The 15,389-nt window shown below is 57.7% G+C and carries 13 protein-coding genes; 8 read left to right on the plus strand and 5 right to left on the minus strand.

What is annotated here, in order from left to right; translation table 11 throughout:
- Window positions 1-16: 16 nt before the first annotated feature.
- Both D3Y59_RS10040 and D3Y59_RS10045 read right to left on the minus strand, forming a co-directional pair.
- The gene (locus tag D3Y59_RS10040) at window positions 17-1,417 is read right to left on the minus strand and encodes a TolC family protein (protein WP_119444929.1); all 1,401 of its coding nucleotides are present in this window, start codon (window positions 1,415-1,417) and stop codon (window positions 17-19) included.
- Window positions 1,418-1,621: 204 nt separating this feature from the next.
- The gene (locus tag D3Y59_RS10045) at window positions 1,622-2,353 is read right to left on the minus strand and encodes a DUF72 domain-containing protein (RefSeq protein ID WP_119444930.1); all 732 of its coding nucleotides are present in this window, start codon (window positions 2,351-2,353) and stop codon (window positions 1,622-1,624) included.
- Between the two features lie 240 nt (window positions 2,354-2,593).
- Here D3Y59_RS10045 and D3Y59_RS10050 point away from each other — a divergent pair, with 240 nt between their 5' ends.
- Both D3Y59_RS10050 and D3Y59_RS10055 read left to right on the plus strand, forming a co-directional pair.
- Complete coding sequence (locus tag D3Y59_RS10050) at window positions 2,594-4,054, plus strand: S41 family peptidase (RefSeq protein ID WP_119444931.1); 1,461 nt, start codon at window positions 2,594-2,596, stop codon at window positions 4,052-4,054.
- A gap of 102 nt (window positions 4,055-4,156) precedes the next feature.
- Complete coding sequence (locus tag D3Y59_RS10055; protein ID WP_119444932.1) at window positions 4,157-4,732, plus strand: hypothetical protein; 576 nt, start codon at window positions 4,157-4,159, stop codon at window positions 4,730-4,732.
- A 15-nt stretch (window positions 4,733-4,747) separates the two neighbouring features.
- Here D3Y59_RS10055 and D3Y59_RS10060 read toward each other — a convergent pair whose 3' ends face one another.
- Together D3Y59_RS10060 and D3Y59_RS18300 are read right to left on the minus strand one after the other, a co-directional pair.
- Window positions 4,748-5,500 (minus strand): DUF72 domain-containing protein, encoded by a 753-nt coding sequence (locus D3Y59_RS10060; RefSeq protein WP_119444933.1) that lies wholly within the window; start codon window positions 5,498-5,500, stop codon window positions 4,748-4,750.
- Between the two features lie 185 nt (window positions 5,501-5,685).
- Window positions 5,686-5,826 (minus strand): hypothetical protein, encoded by a 141-nt coding sequence (locus D3Y59_RS18300; protein WP_162910676.1) that lies wholly within the window; start codon window positions 5,824-5,826, stop codon window positions 5,686-5,688.
- A 203-nt stretch (window positions 5,827-6,029) separates the two neighbouring features.
- On the opposite strand from D3Y59_RS18300, the gene D3Y59_RS10065 reads away from it, so the two are divergent.
- The 6 genes from D3Y59_RS10065 to D3Y59_RS10095 all read left to right on the plus strand — a co-directional run bounded on the left by D3Y59_RS10065 (window position 6,030) and on the right by D3Y59_RS10095 (window position 14,474).
- Window positions 6,030-7,583 (plus strand): DUF4394 domain-containing protein, encoded by a 1,554-nt coding sequence (locus D3Y59_RS10065; RefSeq protein ID WP_119444934.1) that lies wholly within the window; start codon window positions 6,030-6,032, stop codon window positions 7,581-7,583.
- Window positions 7,584-7,788: 205 nt separating this feature from the next.
- Window positions 7,789-8,811, plus strand: a complete 1,023-nt coding sequence (locus tag D3Y59_RS10075; RefSeq protein ID WP_162910677.1) for a DUF2268 domain-containing putative Zn-dependent protease — start codon at window positions 7,789-7,791, stop codon at window positions 8,809-8,811.
- Window positions 8,812-8,925: 114 nt separating this feature from the next.
- Window positions 8,926-9,672 carry a subclass B1 metallo-beta-lactamase gene (gene bla, locus D3Y59_RS10080; RefSeq protein ID WP_119444937.1) on the plus strand — a complete coding sequence of 249 codons (747 nt, stop codon included), beginning with the start codon at window positions 8,926-8,928 and terminating at the stop codon, window positions 9,670-9,672.
- Window positions 9,673-9,858: 186 nt separating this feature from the next.
- Complete coding sequence (locus D3Y59_RS10085; RefSeq protein ID WP_119444938.1) at window positions 9,859-11,079, plus strand: DUF4062 domain-containing protein; 1,221 nt, start codon at window positions 9,859-9,861, stop codon at window positions 11,077-11,079.
- A gap of 229 nt (window positions 11,080-11,308) precedes the next feature.
- Entirely contained in the window at window positions 11,309-13,924 is a 2,616-nt protein-coding gene (clpB, locus tag D3Y59_RS10090) for an ATP-dependent chaperone ClpB (RefSeq protein WP_119444939.1), read from the plus strand.
- A 223-nt stretch (window positions 13,925-14,147) separates the two neighbouring features.
- Window positions 14,148-14,474: a hypothetical protein gene (locus D3Y59_RS10095; protein ID WP_162910678.1), complete on the plus strand. Its 327-nt coding sequence runs from the start codon at window positions 14,148-14,150 to the stop codon at window positions 14,472-14,474.
- A gap of 80 nt (window positions 14,475-14,554) precedes the next feature.
- On the opposite strand, the gene D3Y59_RS10100 is transcribed toward D3Y59_RS10095, so the two are convergent.
- Entirely contained in the window at window positions 14,555-15,385 is an 831-nt protein-coding gene (locus tag D3Y59_RS10100) for a hypothetical protein (protein ID WP_162910679.1), read from the minus strand.
- Between the last annotated feature and the right edge of the window lie 4 nt (window positions 15,386-15,389).

Below are 15,389 nucleotides of genomic sequence, written 5' to 3' on the forward strand. Positions count from 1 at the left end.
GGTGGATAGAGGCGGCTTAGTAGTTGATGGGCAGCTCGCCCCGGGCCCGCTGCAAATCGACTTTGCTGCTGAGCACCTGAAACAAGGCCACGTAGTAGTTGAGCTGGGCGGTGCGCAGCGTGGTTTGGGCCACCAGCACATCGAGGTAGGGCTTAATGCCTTCGCGGTACTGCAGGTTTACCACGTCGTACACCTCCTGCGACAAGGCCAGGTTGCGCTTGCCCAGCTGGTAATCGGCGAAGTAGCCTTTGTAGGTGGCCAAGGCCTGCTCGTACTCGGTGGTAATGAGGTTGCGGGTGGCTACCAGGTCTTCGTCGAGGCGTTCGTCGAGCAGGCGGGCGCGGCGCAGGTTTTGCAGCCGCCGCGTGCCCGTAAACACCGGCAAGGCCAGCTGCACACCCGCAAACGAGCTCGGGAAGCGGCGGCTGTACAACCGCGAGAATTCGTTGTTCTGAAATACCGTGTTGTAGTTGCCGTAGGCCGAAAGCGCCGGCAAAAAGGCCCAGCGGTAGTAGCCAATTTGCGCGGCCTGCAGGGCTTTTTCGGTTTGCAGTTGCTGGTACTCGAGGCGGTTGGTGGGGTTTACCCCTAGGGTAGTATCAGCCAACGCATCCTGCTCGAGGCGTAGCGTATCGTAGCGGAGTTGCAGGGCTTGCTCGTTGGGCAGGCCCATCAGCTGTTTTAGAAACGCCGTTTTGGCCTTGATGCTTTCGGCTACCTGCTTGCGTGCGGCCAACGAGGTATTCAGCGAAATTTCAGCTTGTTTGAAGTCGATTTTATCCGACACACCGGCGTCGTAGCGGGCGCGGGCGTCTTTCAGGGCGCGCTGCAGCCGGGTAATGTCGGCCTGGTACACGCCCAGCTGGCGTTGCGAGAGCAGCACATCAAAAAAGGCCTTGCTCACATCGGCCACCACGTTGGTTTGGGCGGTTTGGGTGATTTGCCGGTAGAGCACGCGCGAGGGCCGGGCGCTGCGCAAGGCCAGCCACACCTCGTTGTTGTAGAGGGCCTGCGTGCCGGCCAGCGAAAACGTGGAGGTGTTGCGCAAACCAATTTGGCGCGGCACCTGCTGGCCTTGCTCGTTCGGGAAAACCGTAAAGGGCAGCTGAAAATAGTGCTGCGCGTTGCCCGTGAGGTTTACCTGCGGCAGCCAGCCCGCCAACCCAATCCGGATGTCGGCCTCGTTGGTTTGCTCATCGAGCCGCGCCTGCCGGATGAGGGGCTGATTGCTGAGCGCGTACTGCAGGCATTGCTCCAGCGAGAAGTCGGGGCTGGGCGGCACCGGCCGGGCAGGTGCCTGCTGACCTAGGGCCGGCACCGCGCGCAGCAGCCATACCAGCAAGGCCACGGGCAGCAAGGCACGCCGCCGGTGCGGAGTGGCTGGGCACAGCAATAACAAGAACAGCGCTGGGTGCATGGGCAACTAATGCGTAGGCTGCGTAACAAGAACACCGGCATCCGGCTCCGAGGCTTACCGCCCGCAGCCCCTTGGGGTTACAAACTACCCTCCGCTAGCCTGCTTACCAGCCAGACACCGTGCACCTCAGCAGCAGCTGCATACCTAGGCGCCAGCAGCTTTAACTTCTTCAGCCTGCAAAAGTTATGTAATCGCGTCAGCGTCCTAGGTGCCGGGGGCGGCTAGGGCTTGCATGTGCCGGGCATCGGCAATGGCCGAGGCGTCGATGTCGTTGTTGAAGTACAAATACGCCTGCTCTACCTGCGGGGCAGCAGCAACCTCGGCGTGCACGCGCTGCAGAAACTCCGGGCTATAGGGCGACTGATACAAGCGCGGCACCCCGTGAAAGCGGTAGTAAAGCACCGGCCCGGTGGCCACCACGGCATCGGGCAGCTCGGGGTGGCTTTGGCCACAAAAGCTGATGCCGCGCTCGGCTAGCGCCGCGTACACGGCCGGGTGCCACCAACTCGGGTGCCGAAACTCCAACACATTCTGGAAAGCCGGATCGAGGTAATTCAGGATGCGCTGCAGACGCTCGGCGGTGTAGGCCGCCCTAGGTGGCAGCTGAAACAGCACCGGCCCAAGCTTTTCTTGCAAGCCCTCTTGCACCGTGCCATAAAAATCGAGCAGCAACTCTCCTACCCCGTTGAATTGCTTGTAGTGGGTAATCAGACGCGGCGCTTTCACGGCAAACACAAACGCGGGTGGGCTGATTTGGTACCAGTTCTGCAGAAACGAGAGCTGCGGAAAGCGGTAAAACGTCACGTTCAGCTCGAGCGTGGCAAAGTGCTCGGCATAGTACTCGAACCACCGCCGCATGGGCAGCTTTTCGGGGTAAAACAGGCCGCGCCAGTGGCGGTAGTGATAACCAGAGCAGCCAATGTTGTAGGTGGGCATAGAGGTAGCAAATGGCAGGGCTTAGGATGTACGTAACGGTCCGTTTCGTTGCCCATAAGCCTTGGGTAGTTTGCAACATTGCAGAGGCAAACACCCGACAACAGGCAACCTTTTAGCCTATTGCTCACCTTATTATGTGGCTGCGCGGCTTGCGGCCAGCTGCTATTTTTGCTTACCCCGGCGTTGCTGCAGGCAGCGGCGGGTACTCCGCTCCCTCACTCCCGCATCCGGTTTCCGGCTATGAAAGCACTCCTAGGTTTTGTATGCTTGCTCGTTGGCGTGGCGCAGGCCGCGTGGGCGCAGCAGCAGCCCGCTCCGCTTCCGGCGGCCCCCGCTTCCAGCCTCACGTTGCTCGAGCCGCCGCAGCTGCAACAAGACCTGGATAGCCTGCACGCCTGGCTGCACGCTACGCACCCCAACCTGCACCTGCGCCTTAGCCACGAGGCCGACGAGCGACAGTGGCAACGCGTGCGGGCGCAGCTCAATCAGCCGCTCACGGCCGGCGAGTTTGCGCAGCTGGTAATGCCCCTTACCACGCAGTACGCCGACGGCCACACCGGCCTGAGCTACGACTTCTCGGATGCGGCTTTTCAGGCCTACAGCCAGCGCGGGGGCTTGTTTTTTCCGCTGAATGTAACGCTGCAAAAAGGCAAGCTCTACGTTGCCGAGTCGGCCGCGCAGAGCGAGGTGCGTCCCGGGGCCCTCATTCGCCGGATAAATGGCGAAAGCGCCGATGCGTTGGTGCAAAACATGCTGCGCTACTGGCCCGCCGACCATCAGAAAAACCGCGAAGCCACCACGGCCCGACTGTTCGGCTTCACGCTCTGGAGCCTCTACGGCTGGGGCGAGAGCGTGCAGCTGGAGTTTCAGAACTACGGCCAGCGCCAAAAGCAAACCACGACATTGCGCGGCATTCCGGCCGAGCGGCTGATGCAGCTCATGAACGTGGGGCCGCGCAAGTACAAGCTCACCTTGCACGAGCCCGAAAGCTTGGCCGTGCTGGAGTTTTTCGGCTTCCAGCAAAACAAAGCCACCACCGCTTTTCTCGATTCGGCCTTCACCGTCATCAAGCAAAAAGGCATTCGGCACCTAGCCGTGGATATTCGGCGCAACGGCGGCGGCAACTCGGCGGTGGGCGCTCAGCTGCTGCAATACCTCACCACCAAGCCCTACCTGCAGGGCGCGGCCAAGGAGCTGCGCTACTCGCAGGCCTTGCCCCAGCAGCCCTACAATAAGTGGTTTAAGGATCTGCTCGCGGCCAACCAAGGCAATGCCAATGGCCGCTACCGCCACAGCAGCACGCCGCAACCGCCTGCGCCGCTGGCCAAGCCCGAGCTGTTTTTCAGCGGCAAGTTTTACCTGCTTACGGGGCCGCGCACGTTCTCCTCGGCCCACATGCTGGCCGCAGCCGTGAAGGCCTACCACCTAGGCACCATTGTGGGCGAAGAAACCGGCAACGCCATGCGCTTTTTTGGCGAGCCGCTGAGCTTTCAGCTGCCCAATACCAAGCTGTGGGGCATGTGTGCGGGCGCCGAGTGGTGGGCAGCGGACTATACCTCCCAAACCCAAGACACTGGCGTGCAGCCCGACGTGGAGGTAAAGCCCACCCCCAAAGACCTGGCCGAGGGCACCGATGCCGTGCTGCAGTACCTCAAGCAAGCTATTGCCGCGCAAGACGCTACCGCCTCGGCGCAACCCTAGGTGGGGCGCCGGCCATAACCAACGGCAGCTAATGTAAGTAAGCTCCTCTGCGGGCTGCCCTTTGGCGGCTTGCTTAGCCACACACCAAACTGCCGCTTATTTATGGAAACTACCCGCGTCTTCAGCGCCCAAACCGAAGCCGAACTATGGCGCCAAGTTGCCGCCGACATGGCCCGCGAAACCGACTTGCTAGAGTACTCGGCCCAACTAAACCTCGGCGGCTACCAGCTCCTGCTCGATATTGACATTGACCTGGGCGGCGGGTTTGAGGGCGGCTACGAGTTTACCACCCTTACGGCCGCCGTGCCCGATAACGTGGCGCTGCGCTTTGTGCTGCACGAGCAGGATTTGCTGCACGAGCTGGGCAAGCTTTTGGGCACCGAAGACGTGGAATTGGGCGTACAGGACATCGACGACGCTTTCATCATCCGGACCAACGACCCGGCCGCACTGCAAACCCTGTTTGCCTCGCCCGACATCCACGACACGCTGCTGAAGTACCACGAGTGCCGCCTTTCGCTTGGCCCCGCCTCTACCGACGGCGACGCCGCGCTGCAGCTCAGCTTCAGCAAGGATGCCGGCGTGGTGGAGCCCGCGCAGCTGCAGGAAATCGGCCACATGCTGTTTTACCTGCTGCGCCAGATTGCCCCGCTGCCTACCGCTGCTCCTACCCTGTAGGCTGGCACCCCGCACCTAGGGCTGCCCGGCCGGTGTGGCTGGCAACAACTGCTGCATTTGCCGGGCATTTACGGCGCCCACGCCGCCGATGCCGTTGTTGAAAAACAAGTACACCTCCTTTGCCTGCTTGGCGGCTTGCACCTCGGCGGCAATGCGTTGCAGAAAAGCCTTGTCGTAGGCCGATTTGTACAGCTCGGGCACGCCATGGAAGCGGTAGTACAGCAGCGGCGTGTTGGCCACTACCTCGTCGGGCAGGGGCTGCGGGTGGCTTTGCCCGCAAAAGCTGATGTTGTGCCGGGCCAGCTCCCGAAACACCTCGCCGCTCCACCAGCTCGGATGCCGAAACTCGAGCACGTTTCGGAAAGCCGGGTCTAGGCTATCGAGCAGGCGGTGCAGCAGCTCGTCGGAGTAGGCGGCTTTGGGTGGCAGCTGAAACAATACCGGCCCCAGCTTGTCGCGCAAGCCCTCTTGCACCGTACCGTAGAAATCGGCCAGAATGGGCTGCGCTTCGGGCCCAAACTTTTTGTAGTGCGTAACGGCCCGCGGGGCTTTCACGGCAAAACGAAAGTGCTCGGGGCTGCGGTGGTACCAGCCCTCAAACGCCTCCGGCTCGGGCATGCGGTAAAAGGTCACGTTCAGCTCGAGCGTGCTGAACTGCGTGCAGTAGTACTCAAACCACTTGCGCGGCGGCAAGCCCTCGGGGTAGAACACGCCCTTCCAATCGCGAAACGAAAAGCCCGAGCAGCCAATGTAGTGGGTAGCAGCCATGCCAAACCAATGGTAAAGCTACCCTCTACGCATTCGGTGCGGCAACGGGCATGGCTCCGCGCCACCTAGGCGCAAGGTGTGCTACAGCGCCGCCAGCGCACAACAAAGCCTTGCGCAGCCCATGCCTGGGCTGCAGCACCGGTGCTTGCCTGTGCACCCAGTCCCCTCAAAAGTGTCCTGATTCCCTAATGACTCGGAATGATGCCCACCAGGTGCAGCACCCAACCGAACAGGTAAAAGCCGAAGAGCATCAGGATATAAGCCCACCAAGGCAGGCCTTTGCGCATACCTGCGTAGCCTTGGTATCTTCTTGGTTTCGCTTCCATGGCTTTGGGTGGCATTAGTGCGCCACCTCTTTAATATACCACATTTTATCATCAATTGTAAATAATAACCTTCCGTGCTTTCAAGCTGAAGCGTAGTGGAAGCACTCGATCCGGCATCAAATTAATTACACTTAATATCAATCCGAGCCACAATTCGGGTTCGTAGCTCTTGCCTCGTTCACTTCAACCAAAACCCTTGCAAGATGAAACAGGCATTTTACTTAGGCCGGCTTACCGCGTGCGCTTTGCTGCTGTTGGGTGCAACTAGCTGCGAGAAAGCGTTGGAAACGGAGTTGCAAAACCGCTTTGGCAAGGGCAACCCGCCGCGCAGCAACCCCAATGCCCCTGCCGCTACTACCTTCTACGCGTTGGCCGGCGGAGTGCGCCTGGATGCTTATTCCACGCAACGCCCCGAAACCGTGCTTAGCTCGGTTTCGATTACGGGCCTGCAACCCGCCGAAACCATCTTGGCAATAGACTTCAGGCCGGCTACGGGCCAACTCTACGGCGTGGGCAGCACCAGCCGCCTCTACGTCATCAACCCGCAGTCGGGCACGGCCCGGGCCATTGGCAGCGGCCCCTTTACGCCGGCGCTTACGGGCGAGCTGGCCGGTTTCGATTTCAACCCTACCGTCGACCGCATTCGGCTGGTAACTGATGCGGGCCAGAACCTGCGCCTCAACCCCGAAACGGGCACTGTGGCGATGGTCGATGGGGCCATCAACGGCGCACCGGGGGCTATGCTGGCGGGCGCCGCCTACACCAACAACGTAGCCGGGGCCACCACCACTACCCTGTACGACATTGATGTGGCTGCCCAAATGCTCTACAAGCAAGTGCCGCCCAACGATGGCACCTTGGTGCCGGTAGGCTCGCTTAAGCTGAGAATAACCGGCGAAGGAGGTTTTGATATTTCCCCTGCCGGCGACGTGGCCCTGGGTATGTTCGAGGTGAACAAGAAGTCGACGCTCTTCAGCATCGACCTGGCAACCGGCGACACGCGCATTATCGCCAAGTACGACAAGGACTTGATGTACACGGGCCTGGCCATACCCACGCAGCCCGTTGCTTATGCAGTGGGCGCCGATAACAGCCTGCTCATTTTTAACCCGCAAAATCCGGCGGCCAACAGCGTAAGCAAACCCATTTCGGGCCTGCAACCGGGCGAGGCCATCCTGGGCATTGATTTCCGGCCCGCCAACGGGCAGCTTTACGCCTTGGGCAGCACCAGCCGCCTCTACACGCTCAACGCCGCTTCTGGCGCGGCCGCAGCGGTGGGCACGCTTAGCACGCCTCTTTCGGGCACGGCTTTCGGCTTCGACTTCAACCCCACCGTCGACCGCATCCGCATCGTCAGCAATACGGGCCAAAACCTGCGCGTGAACCCTGCCAATGGTGCTGCCTTGGTTGATGGCCCGCTGAACCCCGGCACGCCCGCCGTAACGGCTGCGGCCTACACCAACAACTTTGCGGGCACTACCTCCACCGCGCTTTTCGACATCGACTCGAGCACCGATAAGCTCTACCGCCAAGACCCGCCCAATGCCGGCACGCTGGTGGAGGTTGGCGACCTAGGGCTGAACGTGGAGGCCGCCAACGGCTTTGATATTGGCGGCACCAGCAACGTGCCCTATGCCCTGCTTACCGCAAATGGCACCACGCGCCTGTTTCGCATCAACACCACCACCGGCGCAGCTACGCCTATCGGCAACTTCAACGGTCCTGCCAATGGCTTGGCCGTTGGGTTGGGCTTTTAAACGGCCCTGCCCGCTGCTTTGCAAAACCGCCCCACCTAGGGCGGTTTTGTTTTTTAGCGCCAGCTACAAAGCATGAAGCTCATCGTCTCAAAACAGGCATTTATAATATCTATTTATCCTAATATTTTCGGCGGAGGCCAAGCAAGCTTACTTAACTTGGTGCAGCCCGAGTTGTACTTCGTTTCGCTTCTCCTTCCCCACTTCCATGTTTCCTTTCCTTCGTTCGGCCACGGCGGCGTTGTTCGGCGCGGTGTTGCTGTCGGCGTGTGGCCGCAGCGCAGTGGCGCCGCCCGTTGCAACTGCGGCTTCAGCACCAACTGCCGCCCAACCTGCCGCCCCGTACCAGGTCATCAACCTGATGCCAGCTTTCGATGCGTTCTGGCAAAAGGCTCAGGCGCAAGACGAAGCCGCCCAAGTGAAGCTGTTTCAGCAGATGCTGGCCGACCGCTACCCCGAGGTGTACAACAACAACGTGCTGGGCGGCCCCACCGACAAAACCTTTGCCGAGGTGCTGCCCATGCGCTACCCCAAAGTGCAGAAAATGGTGCTGCCCAAAATGGAATTGGTGCTGCGCCTAGGCAAGCAAATCGGCCAGGAGCTGCCGCGCTACGAGGCCAGCTTCCGCCAAACCTTCCCCGACCTCGACTACCGCGGCCGCATCTACTTCATCTATTCCCTAGGTGGTTTCGATGGCGGCACGCGCACCATCGGGGGCCAGCAGGCGCTGCTCTTCGGCCTCGATATGATTGCCTACGTGTACGGGCAGGAAGCTGACCCCGCGCCGTTCTTTCACCACGAGTTCTTTCACGTCTACCACAGCCAGTTTTTCGACCGCAACGAGTCGGTGGCCTCGGCGCTGTGGCGCGAGGGCCTGGCTACCTACGTAGCCAAAGCCCTGAACCCTTCGGCCGACGGCGTAAACCTGTTTGGCCTGCCGCTCAACACGCCCGCTCGCACGCAAGCCGATTTGCCGCGCTACGCCCGCGAGCTGCGCGCCGTGCTCGATTCGGAAAAGCAGGAAGATTACGCCCGCTATTTCCTAGGTAGCATGGATGAGCAAGCTGCTACGCCCGCCCGCTCGGGCTACTACCTAGGCTATTTGGTTGCCGAAAAGCTGGCCAAGCGCCACTCCTTGCAAGAGCTGGCCCACGCCAAACTAGCGCAGCTACGCCCCGAAATCGAGCAAGCCTTGCGCGAGCTCGAAACCTCCCCAGCCGCCAAACCTTAGCCTGCTGGCCCCGCAAGCAGCCCTAGGCTTCCGCTACCCCAACGCACCAATTGCCGCCCCGCCAGCGCAGCTTGGCGCGGTACGCTACGGCCCCTGGCCTTACTTTCGCTCATCATGAAATTCCTTCTTGCCTCGATCTGGTTGGTGGTCGTTGCCGCCCAGGCCAATGGCCAAACCAGCAGCCCCACCGCCGGCCAGGTCGTGTACCAATCCGGCGACCTGACCATTACGCAGGTGGCCCCGAACACCTTTGTGCACACCTCCTTCCTGAATACCCAATCGTTTGGGCGGGTGGCCTGCAACGGCATGGTGGTGCGCAGCGGCGCCGAAACCGTGGTGTTCGATACGCCCACCTCCGACAAAGAATCGAAGGAGCTGATCCGTTGGATTACCACCACGCTGCACTGCAAAGTAAACGCCGTGGTGCCCACTCATTTTCACGAAGATTGCGTGGGCGGCTTACCGGAGTTTGCGCGGAACAACATTCCCTCCTACGCCAACCAAAAAACGATTACCTACGCCAAGCAGCGCAAATTCAACGTGCCCCAGCGCGGGTTTGCCAACAGCCTCACGCTCGACCTAGGCGGCGCGAAAGTGTACGCCCGGTTCTTCGGCGAAGGCCACACTCGCGACAACATTGTTGGGTATTTTCCGGCCGACGAAGTGCTGTTTGGTGGGTGCTTGATTAAAGAGCTAAACGCCACCAAAGGAAACCTCGCCGATGCCAACTTGCAGGCGTGGCCCGCTACGGTAACCAAGCTGAAGAAAGCTTGCCCAAATTTGAGGGTTGTTATTCCGGGCCACGGCCAAGTAGGTGATACTAGCCTGCTTGATTATACAATCCGTTTGTTTCAGCAATAATGATTATAGTGTAACATAACCAATATTTTTATATACAGCTACAACTCACAGAGACATATACTTGAAACATAAATTGATATTATTTCATCCGAATGCATCTAGCAAAAGCTTTACAAAGCGTTTTGAGTATCACAATACAGCTCAACCAACAACAATCAAAAGCCCTTCATTAAAAAAACAAAATAAATGGCAAAACAAATTACACATGTAAGTTTATTCCTCGCTTCACCTTCCGATCTATCAGAAGAAAGGCAATCAGTTCAACAAGTCGTAGATGAGCTGAATACCCTTATGAGGACAACCATGAGTATTCATCTTGATCTACTAACATGGGAAACCGACGCTTACCCATCAGCAGGAATAGATGCTCAAGATGTTATTAACAATCAGATTGGCAGTGATTACGATATTTTTATTGGAATGATGTGGCAAAGATTTGGCACCCCAACGGGTAGAGCTGGCTCAGGAACAGAAGAAGAGTTCGAAAGAGCTTACTCAAGATTTGTCGAAACCAAAGGCAAAACAAAGATTATGCTATATTTTAGTTCTAAACCAATACCACCAGATGATATCAATTTCGATGAATTATCTAAAGTAAGATCTTTTAAATTACGTGCCCAAGAACTAGGAATACTACATTGGGCTTTCAATGACAATGATTCTTTTCAGAAAATGTTAAAAATACATCTCGCTAATCAAATTAAAGATGTAGTTGAAAGCTTACACACTAATATAAATCCTAACAAATATAACAACGATTCAAATATCGAATCCCACTCTCCAGAAGACATAGATAATACTGAGGATGAAAACGGATATTTCGATTTGTTAGAGATATTTTTAGACAATTTCTCCCAAATAGAGACAACTCTCACTAAAATGGGTGAACACATAGAGGATTTAGGACAACAAATTAGCAGAAAAGCAAATAAGTTAGATACACTGAATAAGTCACCTAATAAATCTCCTAATAGCTACAGGATACTATTTGAAAGCACATCGTCTGACATAATAAATTATGTTAATTTAACCAGCATTGAATTACCAAGATTTCATGACCTATTCACAAATGGCATAGATGCTTTTTCTGATGCACTTACCATTCACGAAAGCTCTGGCAATAAAATGGAACCCCAAGAATTAGAAGAGCTCATAGAGAGCATCATAGGAACTAAAGTGAACATATACTTTGCCTCAAATTCAATGGTTGGTTTTCGAGATAATGTCAGCCAGATACCTTCAGCTGCAAAAAGCTTGAATAGAGCAACCAGACTTTTAAAGAATACACTAAATAACGTTATTACAGAATTCAACAACTCAACCATATTATTAGATGAATTAGAAAAAACAGTGCATTCCATGCTAATAAGAACCCAAGATGGTGATTCTGAAGCTACTCTTATTTAGATAAGTATTAAGAACATGAAGCTTTAGTTGTAAACGCGACGGGAGAATCTAGAATCTGATCAGGTGCTTTCGTCGCGTTTTAATTCATAACGTACGTTTTGCGCCAAAATTTCATGCTAGTCATTCATCTGCAAGCTAGATTCGGCCAAAAAGTCCGCTTTCTCCAAGTAGCCCACCATTTGCTAAGACCGTATCAGCTTAACCAAGCACCTGAAACAGACTTAGCAATATGAACTTCAACAACTTCACGATCAAAGCCCAAGAGGCCGTGCAGAAGGCCACCGAAATTGCCGGTGGCAATCAGCAGCAGGCCATCGAAACGGGCCACCTCCTGAAAGGGCTCTTTCAGGTGGATGAAAACGTGACCGGGTTTCTGGCTAAGAAGCTCGGCGTGAATCTGAATATCCTCTCCCCGCGCCTTGATGCCGTTGTGACGGGCTACCCCAAGGTGAGCGGTGGTGCGCCGTACCTCGCCAACGATGCCGCCGCTGCCCTGCAGCGCGCCAACGGCTTCCTGAAAGAGTTCGACGATGAGTACGTATCGGTGGAGCACCTGCTGCTGGGCTTGCTCGGCGGCCGCGACAGCGTGGCTACGCTGCTCAAAGACACCGGCTTCAATGAGAAAGACCTTAAAGCCGCCATTAAAGAACTGCGGGGTGGCCGCAAAGTAACCAGTCAGTCGGCCGAAGACCAGTACCAGAGCCTGAATCGCTACGCCCGCAACCTGAACGAGCAGGTGCGCTCGGGCAAGATGGACCCGGTAATTGGCCGCGACGAGGAAATCCGCCGCGTGCTGCAAATCTTGTCGCGCCGCACCAAGAACAACCCCGTGCTCCTAGGTGAGCCGGGCGTGGGCAAGACCGCCATTGTGGAGGGCCTGGCCCAGCGCATTGTGGCCGGCGACGTGCCCGAGAACCTGAAGGACAAAACCATCATGTCGCTCGACATGGGCCTGCTCATCGCCGGTGCCAAGTACAAGGGCGAGTTTGAGGAGCGCCTCAAGTCCGTAATTAAGGAGGTAACCGACTCCGAAGGCCAGATCATCCTGTTCATCGACGAGATGCACACGCTGATTGGCGCCGGTGCCGGCGGCGAAGGCGCCATGGACGCGGCTAACTTGCTGAAACCTGCCCTAGCTCGCGGCGAGCTGCACTCGATTGGTGCTACCACGCTCAAGGAGTACCAGAAGTACATCGAGAAGGACAAGGCGCTGGAGCGCCGCTTCCAGGCCGTGATGGTGGATGAGCCTTCGGTGGAGGACGCCATCAGCATCATGCGCGGCATCAAGGAGAAGTACGAGCTGCACCACGGCGTGCGCATCACCGACGATGCCGTGATTGCCGCCGTGGAACTGTCGAGCCGCTACATCACCGACCGCTTCCTGCCCGACAAAGCCATCGACCTGATGGACGAGGCCGCCGCCAAGCTCCGCATCGAGCTGAACTCCATGCCCGTGGAGCTCGACGAAGTGCAGCGCCGCATTATGCAGCTGGAAATTGAGCGCGAGGCCATTCGGCGCGAAGACAACAAGGACCGCGAGGCCGTGCTGAACAAGGAGTTGGCCGAGCTCAGCTCGAAGCGCGACGACCTGAAAGCCCGTTGGGAATCGGAGAAAAACGTGCTCAACGACATTCAGGCCACTAAGGAGCAGATCGACCGCTTTAAGCTGGAAGCCGAGCAAGCCGAACGCCAGGGCGACTACGGCCGCGTGGCCGAGCTGCGCTACGGCAAAATTCAGGAAGCCGAAGCCAAGCTGAAAACCTTGCAGGAGCAAGCCAACGCCCAGAAAGACGGCGGCTCGATGCTGCAGGAGGTGGTAACGCACGAGGACATTGCCGAAGTAGTAGCCAAGTGGACGGGCATTCCGGTAAGCAAAATGCTGCAGTCGGACCGCGAAAAGCTGCTGAACCTCGAAGGTGAGCTAGGCCGCCGCGTAGCGGGCCAATCGGAAGCCATTGCGGCCATCTCGGATGCGGTGCGCCGTTCGCGGGCGGGTCTGCAGGATCCCAAGCGCCCCATCGGCTCGTTCATTTTCCTAGGTACTACCGGCGTGGGCAAAACGGAGCTGGCCAAGGCCCTGGCCGAGTACTTGTTCAACGACGAAAACGCCATGGTGCGCATCGATATGAGCGAGTACCAGGAGCGCCACGCCGTGTCGCGCCTCATCGGGGCGCCTCCCGGCTACGTGGGCTACGACGAAGGCGGTCAGCTAACTGAGGCCGTGCGCCGCAAGCCGTACTCGGTAATCCTGCTCGATGAGATTGAGAAGGCCCACCCCGACGTGTTCAACATTTTGCTGCAGGTGCTCGACGACGGCCGCCTCACCGACAACAAAGGCCGAGTGGCGAACTTCAAGAACACCATCATCATCATGACCTCGAACACGGGTGCCGACATCATTCAGCGCAATTTCAAGGAGCTGAACGAGTACAACCACGACGAGGTGGTAGACCGCACCCGCGACGAAGTGGTGGAGCGCCTAAAGCAGCACATGCGCCCGGAGTTCCTAAACCGCATCGACGAGATTGTGATGTTCCAGCCGCTGAAGCGCCGCGAAATCCGCAAGATTGTCGACATCCAGTTCAAGCACATTCAGCAGCGCCTGGAGGAAGCCGGCATCCGGCTGGAAGCCACCGACGAGGTACTCGACTTCCTGGGCGAGCAGGGCTTCGACCCGCAGTTTGGGGCTCGCCCGCTCAAGCGCGTGCTGCAGCGGCAGATCCTGAACGAGCTGTCGAAGGAAATCCTGTCGGGCAAGGTGTCGAAGGACGCCGTGGTGGAAGCTGTGCTTGAGGATGGTCACATCCGGTTCGAGAACGTGAACGTGCAGATTCCGGGCATGTAAGCACCGCCCGCTGTAGCGCACTCTTTAGTCTGCAGCTCACAAATAGCAAACACAAAAACACCCCGCTGGTAGCAAGCACCGGCGGGGTGTTTTTGTGTTTGCGACGAGGACGACAAGCCCGAGCTCCGCAGGGCTTGCCGTAGCTGCTGAGCGACGCTTGCGGCCTGTGGCGGCACAGTTTTGGCGCGAAGTACTGTACTTCAACCACACTAACTCCACTGCCATGAATTTCTCGGCTACCCTACGATGCGCAGCCTTGGCATTTGCGCTGCTGTTTGCCACTTCCGCCTCGGCCCAAACTCCATCAAAAACCGTGGTGGTGCGCGTGTACGAGTGGAGCGACAAGCTGTACATAGCCTACGGCAACGGCAAAACCGAAGTGCAGGACATGGGTAACACGCTTGTCAGAAAAAACCAGCAGCCGGTTACCGAGCAGTTGCAAAGCGTAATCGACCGGCTGTACAACGAAGGTTACACCCTAACGGCCGCCACCAGCGCCAGCCGCCACGAGCGCGACATGATATCCACGTACATCTTCCGGAAGCAGTAGGGCCGCGGCCCTAGGTACTGGTAACGAAAAGCCCCGCCGGCAAGCTGCCGGCGGGGCTTTTCGTTACCAGTACCTAGGGCTTACAAATACCCGCCCGATACCAGATACTGCAGGCCATCCTGCAGGGCGACGCTTACGCCGCCAACTGCCGAGCGCGTGTGAAACTGGTTGTTTTTCTTCACCAGAATCTTGTAGGAAATGTCGCGGGCGCCGGGGGCATCGGCCATCCAGGCCTCAATGTTCATTTCGGCCACCGACATGCCATCGGGCAAACGCACATCCCATTTCACGCGGCCTTTGTCGTTCTCAAGCGGGCTGAGGTAACCGATAACCTGGTTGCCCTGCACGATTTCGGTACGCTGGGTGCGCTTGTTGAATACGGTAGCTACCTGGCCGCCTCGCTGGCGCTGCACGGTGCTGTACTCGAGCGGCTTGGCGTTGGCTTGCTTTTCGCTTTCGGCGGCGTATTTGGCCGAGAGCTTTTCGCTGTACGCGGCCACAAAGCGCTGAATGCCCTCGGGGTTGGGCTGGCCGTCGCGCATAACCTCGTTCTGCACCAAGGCCTCGGCCAGCTGCTGCTGAAAGTTGAGGCCGGTTTTGCTCATCTCGGCGGTTTCGCCACCGGGCTGAAACGTGAGCACATAGAACACGAACGTTTCGTTGCTCGGCAGGGCCACGATGTTGCCTTTGGTTTTCATCACATCCTTGCCATCAACGCTCTGCAGGGTGTAGTCGCGCATCAGCATGCTGCCGCCTTTCACGAGCTTGCCAAACGGCTTTTTATCGACCACAATCATGTCGCCCTTCAGGGCGACTTGTTGGGCCTGCGCAGCCAGCGTGCCCAGCGCCAACAGAATAAACAAACACCACGACGCGGCGCGCGGCTGCATAAAAAGAGTAGAAAAGCGCATGAAC

It is taken from the genome of Hymenobacter oligotrophus (assembly GCF_003574965.1).
Lineage (GTDB): Bacteria > Bacteroidota > Bacteroidia > Cytophagales > Hymenobacteraceae > Solirubrum > Solirubrum oligotrophum.

Coding starts and splice junctions, on each gene's coding strand:
- D3Y59_RS10040 (WP_119444929.1), bottom strand. CDS start 1,417: ATGCACCCAGCGCTGTTCTTGTTATTGCTGTGCCCAGCCACTCCGCAC.
- D3Y59_RS10045 (WP_119444930.1), bottom strand. CDS start 2,353: ATGCCCACCTACAACATTGGCTGCTCTGGTTATCACTACCGCCACTGG.
- D3Y59_RS10050 (WP_119444931.1), top strand. CDS start 2,594: ATGAAAGCACTCCTAGGTTTTGTATGCTTGCTCGTTGGCGTGGCGCAG.
- D3Y59_RS10055 (WP_119444932.1), top strand. CDS start 4,157: ATGGAAACTACCCGCGTCTTCAGCGCCCAAACCGAAGCCGAACTATGG.
- D3Y59_RS10060 (WP_119444933.1), bottom strand. CDS start 5,500: ATGGCTGCTACCCACTACATTGGCTGCTCGGGCTTTTCGTTTCGCGAT.
- D3Y59_RS18300 (WP_162910676.1), bottom strand. CDS start 5,826: ATGGAAGCGAAACCAAGAAGATACCAAGGCTACGCAGGTATGCGCAAA.
- D3Y59_RS10065 (WP_119444934.1), top strand. CDS start 6,030: ATGAAACAGGCATTTTACTTAGGCCGGCTTACCGCGTGCGCTTTGCTG.
- D3Y59_RS10075 (WP_162910677.1), top strand. CDS start 7,789: ATGTTTCCTTTCCTTCGTTCGGCCACGGCGGCGTTGTTCGGCGCGGTG.
- bla (WP_119444937.1), top strand. CDS start 8,926: ATGAAATTCCTTCTTGCCTCGATCTGGTTGGTGGTCGTTGCCGCCCAG.
- D3Y59_RS10085 (WP_119444938.1), top strand. CDS start 9,859: ATGGCAAAACAAATTACACATGTAAGTTTATTCCTCGCTTCACCTTCC.
- clpB (WP_119444939.1), top strand. CDS start 11,309: ATGAACTTCAACAACTTCACGATCAAAGCCCAAGAGGCCGTGCAGAAG.
- D3Y59_RS10095 (WP_162910678.1), top strand. CDS start 14,148: ATGAATTTCTCGGCTACCCTACGATGCGCAGCCTTGGCATTTGCGCTG.
- D3Y59_RS10100 (WP_162910679.1), bottom strand. CDS start 15,385: ATGCGCTTTTCTACTCTTTTTATGCAGCCGCGCGCCGCGTCGTGGTGT.